Origin of the sequence: Sagittula marina, assembly GCF_014196795.1 — a bacterium.
GTDB classification, from domain to species: Bacteria; Pseudomonadota; Alphaproteobacteria; order Rhodobacterales; family Rhodobacteraceae; genus Sagittula; species Sagittula marina.
In genome coordinates this window covers 106830-114519 of the sequence record NZ_JACIEJ010000014.1, presented here as the reverse complement: position 1 = coordinate 114519, position 7690 = coordinate 106830, and the positions used below count along the sequence as shown (strand labels likewise).

General features: G+C 61.1%; 8 protein-coding genes. 3 read left to right on the top strand and 5 right to left on the bottom strand.

Translation table 11 applies throughout. From position 1 onward, the window contains the following. Positions 1-25: 25 nt before the first annotated feature. Positions 26-292 (bottom strand): hypothetical protein, encoded by a 267-nt coding sequence (locus tag GGQ68_RS21230; protein WP_183969524.1) that lies wholly within the window; start codon positions 290-292, stop codon positions 26-28. Between the two features lie 306 nt (positions 293-598). Next, the gene (locus GGQ68_RS21225; protein ID WP_183969522.1) at positions 599-1459 is read right to left on the bottom strand and encodes a metallophosphoesterase; all 861 of its coding nucleotides are present in this window, start codon (positions 1457-1459) and stop codon (positions 599-601) included. A 716-nt stretch (positions 1460-2175) separates the two neighbouring features. Between GGQ68_RS21225 and GGQ68_RS21220 the strand changes: the two genes are divergently transcribed. After that, positions 2176-3123, top strand: a complete 948-nt coding sequence (locus GGQ68_RS21220) for a hypothetical protein (protein WP_183969520.1) — start codon at positions 2176-2178, stop codon at positions 3121-3123. Positions 3124-3486: 363 nt separating this feature from the next. Beyond that, a complete protein-coding gene (locus GGQ68_RS21215; protein ID WP_183969518.1) occupies positions 3487-4029 on the top strand; it encodes a P-loop NTPase family protein in 543 nt (180 codons plus the stop codon). Between the two features lie 72 nt (positions 4030-4101). On the opposite strand, the gene GGQ68_RS21210 is transcribed toward GGQ68_RS21215, so the two are convergent. Together GGQ68_RS21210 and GGQ68_RS21205 are read right to left on the bottom strand one after the other, a co-directional pair. Next, positions 4102-4554: a GNAT family N-acetyltransferase gene (locus GGQ68_RS21210; protein ID WP_183969516.1), complete on the bottom strand. Its 453-nt coding sequence runs from the start codon at positions 4552-4554 to the stop codon at positions 4102-4104. 480 nt (positions 4555-5034) lie between these two features. Next, on the bottom strand, positions 5035-5994 hold the full coding sequence (locus GGQ68_RS21205) for a cation diffusion facilitator family transporter (protein ID WP_183969514.1): 960 nt from the start codon (positions 5992-5994) through the stop codon (positions 5035-5037). Positions 5995-6212: 218 nt separating this feature from the next. Between GGQ68_RS21205 and GGQ68_RS21200 the strand changes: the two genes are divergently transcribed. Beyond that, on the top strand, positions 6213-6635 hold the full coding sequence (locus GGQ68_RS21200; protein ID WP_183969512.1) for a MerR family transcriptional regulator: 423 nt from the start codon (positions 6213-6215) through the stop codon (positions 6633-6635). A gap of 125 nt (positions 6636-6760) precedes the next feature. Here the strand turns inward: GGQ68_RS21200 and GGQ68_RS21195 are convergent, their stop codons facing one another. Next, positions 6761-7561 carry an AraC family transcriptional regulator gene (locus tag GGQ68_RS21195; RefSeq protein WP_183969510.1) on the bottom strand — a complete coding sequence of 267 codons (801 nt, stop codon included), beginning with the start codon at positions 7559-7561 and terminating at the stop codon, positions 6761-6763. Positions 7562-7690: the final 129 nt, after the last annotated feature.

Sequence of the window (7690 nt, the reverse complement as noted above, 5' to 3'; positions counted from 1 at the left end):
GCGACAGGTCCAAGTGAGACCATAGTCATCGACTTCCGCCCTGAGGATCGTGACCATATGCTTCCGGGCCGACTTTGGTCGTCGAAGGGTCCTGCGCGTCTCTGCCAGCTCTCTCGTGGTCGGCCCGAAGGAAGTGCTTCGGCAGGGGAGGAGCGGTTTCGATGAAACGGCGGACGCGTTCCTGATCGGGCTCGGCAGAACGGATGCTCTGCCCGTAAATCATCAGCGATCGGATGATGGCGCTCGCGCCGATCACCATGCCTGCAATTCCCAGAAGCGCGCCCATGGTCATTGATCGCCCCCATTTACGTCCCGAGGCTCGGGCGTCGCTGCCCGGCCGAGCACGACGATGACATCGGTTGCGTAGTACCCCTCTCCTTCTGGCACGATGGGGCTGGCGCATCCCATCAACGCGTGGCGCAGAAAGGCGCGCGTTTCGGGTGTGAGATTGTCCACCAGGACAGGAACGCCGGCTTCGCTGCACCGAAGCGCGTACTCTAAGTCCTGTTCAAGTACATGTCGGTCGGCCGGCAATTGCCTCATCTCATTCGAGGACTGTGTGTTCGGCGCCGCCGCAATGAAGCAGACCTCCGCCAGGTCATCCTCGTCGTCGCCATGATCTTCGTCCGGGTAGCCGATTGAAACATTCTGGATACGTGTTCCTGCAACTGTGCAGGAGAGCCCCCGGTGCGAATGTCCGAAGAACCAGGTGTCGATGTCGCTCCGCTCGAGGACTTCGGTCAGGTTTGAGTGAAAGGCTGGCGTGAGACCATCGATTGGCCCTGCGGCGGACGGGTGTGGGCCATGATGCGTGATCACGAAGGTCCTGCCATTGTCGGTGACAATGTGGGGTCGCCAGTCGTTCTTCCAGCCAAGCGCGGTGTTCCCGATGCACGGCGATTATGTCCTCAGGTGTAACCGGGACTATGCGGCGCGGCAGCACCTGGTCCGGGTCAAGCCACACATGACCGAGCGCTTCGATGGAGATCATGTCGACGTCGCGCATGAACCGGTGGGCGAAGTTCTTGGCAGCCTCCTGATCCCCCAGTAGGTCAAAGTCCGTCCAAAGCGTGGCGCAGAGAAACCGGTCGCTGCGATGGTGGAGTTCGGTCTTCTGCGCGAACCAACCCCCGCTGGCATGAACCAGGTCACGCAGCCGGTTCTCGTTGTCCAGGCGCCCAGAATAGTAGTCATGGTTTCCGGGTAGGAGGTGGATGCGATCGGCGGGAACATAGCGGCTCAGATATGCGAGCGCGTCCTGCAGTGACGGGCCGAAGGTGTCGGACAGGTCACCCGAGACGATCAAGGCATCGACGTTTTCACGGAGCAGCCGATCTTCGAGGCCATGAAACTTGAGGGGGTTGCTGCCCTGCCAGAAATAGGACTTGAGGTGGAGGTCGGCCATTACTGCGACCGTTCCGCCATTGTCCGGGATTTCGATAACGGTGGGGCTCGGCAAGATCGCCTCCGATGAATTCGAGCGAGTTTTGACCCACAGGGAAAGCAGGCCGCGTCACGGCTGATCGCGAGGAGTTGCAATGCTCGACTCGTTCAGCTGAGGGCAAATTGCCCTCCGGCGGAATGGATTTCAAGCGATTGATAATAAAGTGTTTTTCGCAAATTGTCTGGCAGACCAAAGCCCCTGGATTCGCTGGACTTAAGGCGTCGACAAGTTTCTTTTTCGCAAACGACCTTCATTGGGTCGTCACGCCCGCCTGGTTGTGACCCTAGTTTGAGGCCTATCCAGCCGAGGAAGACTGCAGGCCGCCGCAATCCGGCACTCCGTATCCGGTACAGCATCGGGGTCCACGACGGGGCGTCAGCAGGCATCGGTGAAAAGCGTGACCAGACGGCATTCGGAGATATCCTCGACCACCAGCAGCTTGGATCGCCGTGGGATAGCCACTCCGCCAAGGATGCGGGGTGTGCCAAGGCGGAGGCTACCTCAACCTCATCGAGGTCAGGCAGGTGGGACCGGCCCAGAGCCGCCTTCCACCGACCGCGCCGCTGCTTCACCAGACCGGCCATTCGTCCATGGCGCAGCATTTTCGGAAGATGAAGGTCGGCAGAGCCGGATATTGCCGACCTTGATCAGGGCGTTCAAACGTCCGCTTTCGTGGACCTTTCCACAAACAGTGGTTTTTGGCCAAAAGTGGCAGGACAGGTCCGTCCGTCGTGCTGAAAAGCGGAGTCGACAGACCAGAATCATCGGATGCGCAGCTTGATCCGCACTGTTTCAGCCGCCTCTACAGCTATGTGCGCCTTAATGGCCTCAAAATGCTGATATGCGCCCCCGATCAGGCGACTTTGTCGCCCATCGGCATGCCACTTGGGGGAACTCTGTTCGACTCGTCAAGGCGCGAAATCATTGTCATAACTCGCTCAATGATTGTGGAGGTTTCGATGATTTTTTCCGTTTTACTTGCCTCGCTGTTCGAATGGGGGTTGCTGGAAATTTTTAACGGGTTCGATGATGGAGACGACAAAGGCACGTCAGATGACATGGCGACAGAGCCTGTCCCCAACGACGATACCGAAATAAACGGCACCCCGATTGAGGACATCATTTTTGGCACATTGAAAGATCAGGACATATCGGGCCGCGCCGGTGACGATCTGATTGATGGCGGCGGCGGATCGGACACGATCACAGGCGGATCTGGCGCGGACACCATCAATACGCGCGATGATGGTCTTGGGGCGTCGGATACGGTCTTTGGCGGTTTAGGTGATGATGTCCTGAGGGGAGACGACGGTGATACGCTGACCGGCGGCGAGGGTCGGGATTTCTTTGAAATTGAAACCGGAGTGCCCGGTGCAGCCCCGGTCGTCATCACCGATCTCTTTGACGATCCGTCCAGTAACGGGCTGGTGGGAGCAGGGCGCGATGGGATCGAGACGGTGATTTTTACGGATGAGACGGGTGCGTATCTCAGTAGCGATGATGTCATCGCGAACCTTGTTATCGAGGGAGAGCCCGGAGACGGCGATGACGCGGCCCCTGCGATTGTGCGCTACAACGGGGTCCATGTGGCCACGATTCAAGGAACAGCCGGCTCGCTGTTAAATCTGCAAAGCCTATGGATCGGAAACTTCCGTTTGGAAGATTTTGAAGATCGGTGACGACGCGCCGCCCGCCATTCGTATATTTGCGGGCGGCGTTTGTAATCTACACGAAGTCGTAATTGTCCGCATTTTGCAGGTTCCCCTGATCCGCAGCATCTGGAAAATGGGCTCGTTCCGAACCTTCGCTGCGCGACAGGGTCAAGCGCCTGGTCACTCCGCGTGCGGTGTCGCTCGCGGCCCAATCCCGACCTTCGCCAGGTTCGGCCGTGCCGCGGCACAGCTTCCCCAAGCCTGCCATCAGCGTCATTGTGCAGCATGATCTGGCAGGTCAAGGGCAGCAGTGCGGACGAAGCGGACATTGTAGAAGGTGACGCGTACCGCTAATGCCCGCTTGGTTTTAAATGCTAGCGCGGGACTGACGTGCCAAGAATATACTTGATCGGAGCGTCATGCTCGGGCGTCTCAACGCTTGGCGCGACACTGTCCGCGCAGATGGGCGTTCCACTTCTGGACGTAGACGATTTCTATTGGATGCCAACGAACCCACCATTCACGACAAAGCGCCTGCCAGAAGATCGGGTCCGCTTGATACAACAGCGGCAATCCCAGACGGACGGTTGGGTTCTGTCAGGCTCCTTTATGGGGTGGGGGGATATCCTGATTGAGCATGTCGAGATCATCGCCTTCCTATATACACCTACCGCGATACGGCTGCGACGTCTGGAGAGCCGAGAGGCACAAAGACATGGTGATCGTATCCTGCCGGGTGGCGACATGTATGAAGGCCATCTGGCATTCCGTGATTGGGCATCTCGCTATGATGACCCCTCGTTCACAGGACGCAATCTCGCGCAGCATGAACGCTGGCTCAAAGCACAAACCGCTCCGGTTCTGAGGCTTGACGGCACACAGCCGGCCGAAGCGTTGGCTGAGACAGTCACGACCGCGCTGGAACGGCTCTGAAAGGCCACGAAGGGCTCGATCCATACCTTCGCGAATGTGGTCTGGCAGGGAATAGCCCTGCCAGACCTGTTCTCAGGTCTTGATACGGAGTGCCGCATTCGGGAACGGGAACCCGAAGTCATCGACCGCGCGCCGAGAAACCTCCTGAAATCCGAGCGTCCTGTAAAAGCGGACGGCTCGTTCATTCTCGGTATAGACCTCAAGGGACAAATCGCCCTTCCGGGCCAAGGCATCGGCGATCAGCGTGCGCCCGATACCGTGACCTTGCCAGCCCGGCGCTATGAATATCCCGCCGATGAAACATCCCAGAAGGCTGATGAAGCCAACAGCTTCTCCGTCAATGCAGGCCACGGAAGTCTCCGCCTTCGGCAGATAGGCCTCCTCGATCAGCTTGCCCTGTTCAGTCAGCCTTTTCTCACCGATGAAGGGGTGCGCCTCCAGCGAGGCTTCGAACCAGATGGTCGACAGTTTTTTCAGATCCGTTGCCGCGTCAAAGGGCCGGATCAGCACGTTAACGTTCTCCATGAGAACTCCACAGAAATCATGCAAAAAGGGTCGGCATCCATGTGCCGAGCGATGCCGCTACATGCGGTTCAATCGAAGCCTCTGTGCATAAATCTCCGTCTGTGGCGGGCCTAGCATAGGGCGCCCCGCCACCAGTTTCAATGGCGGCAGAGAGCTCGAAGCGGTCATGCGGCGGCGAGGCGATGGCCAGCCCTTGGTCCTTCCTTGCGCGGCGTCGCAACCGGCCCTGACTGGGCCTTCGACGGGAAGACCGGTGCCGCGGTACGACTTACCCGAAGCAGCCGTGCGCACCAGCGTGTAGCATCCGTCGGGGGATGGAAGTCCGTCTGCACTTTCCTCGCTGTCAGATTGTCGCCGCTGCATCTCACGATGACAGCAGCAACAAACCTTGTACAAACTAGGCTTTCGCGACGCTACGCGCGAAAACCTGACGTGTTCAGATACAACCATGGACCATTCCTGCCTGGGGATGGATAGCGCTTAACCCCTCCTGTGCTCAGCGCCTGCCGCCACCTCGACGGTCACATGCTGCATCCCGGTCGTCTCGCGCACGCGGTGCTTCACGGCGCGGCGCACCTCGTCCGCTGCCGCGCCGGGGGCGAGTTCGACCTCCAGCGTGGCCATCGGACGTTCCTGCGTGATCGACCAGGCGTGGACGTGATGGGCGCGGGCCACGCCGGACAGGGTCGCTTCCAGATCGGCTGCGACGGCGCGGGGGTCGAAGCCGACGGGCGTGCCCTCCAGCAGGATGTGCCCGCTTTCACGCACCACGGACCAGGCCGAGCGCAGGATGAGCAGGGCGACCAGCACCGACAGGATCGGGTCGATAGGGGTCCAGCCCGTCCAGATGATAATGAGCGAGGCCGCAATTGCCGCGACAGAGCCCAGGAGGTCGCCCATCACGTGCAGCGCGGCAGCGCGGACGTTGAGGTTGTCGCTCTCGGCCCGGCTCAGCACCCAGAAGGCGAGGATGTTCACCACGAGCCCTCCCACGGCGACCCAGAGCATAAGTCCGCCCAGCACCTCGTGCGGATCGCGCAGGCGCTGGACGGCCTCTAAGACGATCCACCCAGCGATGGCGAACAGCGTGAGCCCGTTCACGAAGGCGGCCAGCACCGAGAACCGGTCGAAGCCGTAGGTCCGCTTCCAGTCCGCCGGTCGCCGCGCCAGCCGGAATGCGAACCAGGCCAGCAGGAGCGACGCGAAATCCGTCATCATGTGGCCCGCGTCGGCCAAGAGCGCGAGCGATCCGGAGATGAGGCCACCGATGACCTCGGCCCCCATGAAGCCGCCCGTCAGGGCCGCGGCGATGAGGATGGCGCGTTCCTTGGACCGGCGCGCCTCGGGCGTGTCATTGGCCGAGAGGGTCGGGCCGTGCGAATGCCCCGCGTGCGCGTGCTTGTGGTCGCACCCGTGATTATGCGCGTGATCGTGTCCCATCAGCGTGCCTCCACCTGGTGACCCGTGTCTGCCGGGCGCGCGCAACCACGGCGGAGCTCGGTGACGCGAGCGTTCATCCCGCGGTGGATCGTGGGGGCATCGAAGTCCGGCAGGCCGGGGCTGCAGAGGTGCTGGTCGGTCATGGCAGTGCTCTTGATTCGTTTCGTCCCCATGGTAGATACGACCTACAGCCACTGTAGCTTCAAGGGGTAATCGCGATGCAGGGCCATTCCATCGGTGCGCTGTCCAAGCACACGGGCGTGAAGGTGACGACGATCCGCTACTATGAGGGGCGTGGTCTTTTGCCCGATCCCGGCCGCACGGGCGGGGGGCAGCGCCGCTACGGCGATTCCGAGCTGGAGCGGTTGTCCTTTATCGCCCATGCCCGGCAGCTTGGTTTCGACCTCGACGCCATTGCCGAACTGATCGCGCTGCAGGAGACACCCCATGCTGCCCATGGCGACGCGCACCGCATTGCGAAGGATCGGATTATCGAAATCCGTGATCGGATCGCGCGGTTGCGGCGGCTGGAGGCTGAATTGGTACGCGTCGTGAAGACCTGCGACGGTCAGTCCGATGGCGAACCCTGCCGGGTGCTGCACGCCCTGGCCGACCATCAGGCGTGCGAAGGCGAGCACTGAGAGCTGCTTGGGGTCACAAAGAGGTTTTGAACGTGAACACGTCGCGTGTCAGAGTGCCCCCCCCTCCGGAGCATGCGCCAAGCGGCGATTGTGGACGACACCCGGTAGGCTCTTATTGCTCTTACCTATCGTAAACGGTTCCGTTCGAGCAGATAGCGGCCTGGAGGCTTGCCGACCATCTTTCGAAACATGGTCACGAAACTGCTGGCGCTTTCATAGCCGAGATCGATGGCGACGGCCTGAACCGACTGACCCGCGCTCAGCCGCCGCAAGGCAAGCACGATATGCAACTGTCGGCGCCAGCGGCCGAAACTCATGCCCACCTCCTCGGCCAACAGACGGCTCAGGCTGCGCTCGCTGAGCGCGACGCGGGAGGCCCACTCCGCGACGCTCGCGTGGTCCGCAGGCGCCGCGATCAACAGGTCGGTGAGCTTCTTCAGGCGCGGATCGCCTGGGATGGGCAGGCAGAGATCCTCGACCGGTGCCACAGCCAGCTCATCGAAGAGAACGGACACGATCCGCCCATCCGGTCCGTCGACGTCATAGAGGTCCGGCAGAGCGTTTGCCCGCATCAGTAACTCGCGGAAAAACCGAGACACCGCGATCGTGCAGCAGTCCTTCGGCAGGTTCGCGGCTTCGGGAGGGTCAATGAAAAGAGAGAGACACTCCACCTCGCCCGAGCCGAAAACGGAATGGGGCAGTCCGCCGGGAATCCATACGGCGCATTGCGGCGGTACGATCCAGACTGCGCCGTCGACCTCGCAATTGACGACGCCCCGCACCGTGAACAGCAGTTGCGCCTTTTGGTGGTGGTGCCGGGGCGATTGCTCCAAGGCGTCAAGGGTGGCGACCGCATTGGCTGCCACCAGCACACGCGGGATTTCGTCGACATAGGCGAGCCAGTCGCGACGGACGTCCAGATACATCTCAGACCTCGGCTTTCTCAGATCAGGCCGGATTGAAACATATTGCGGCAGGCTTGCGCAATGACGCCACTTGCCGGCTGGCGTATTGCTGTGAGGCAGAGGCGGCTGGCGTACTAGTGATCGCGCTCC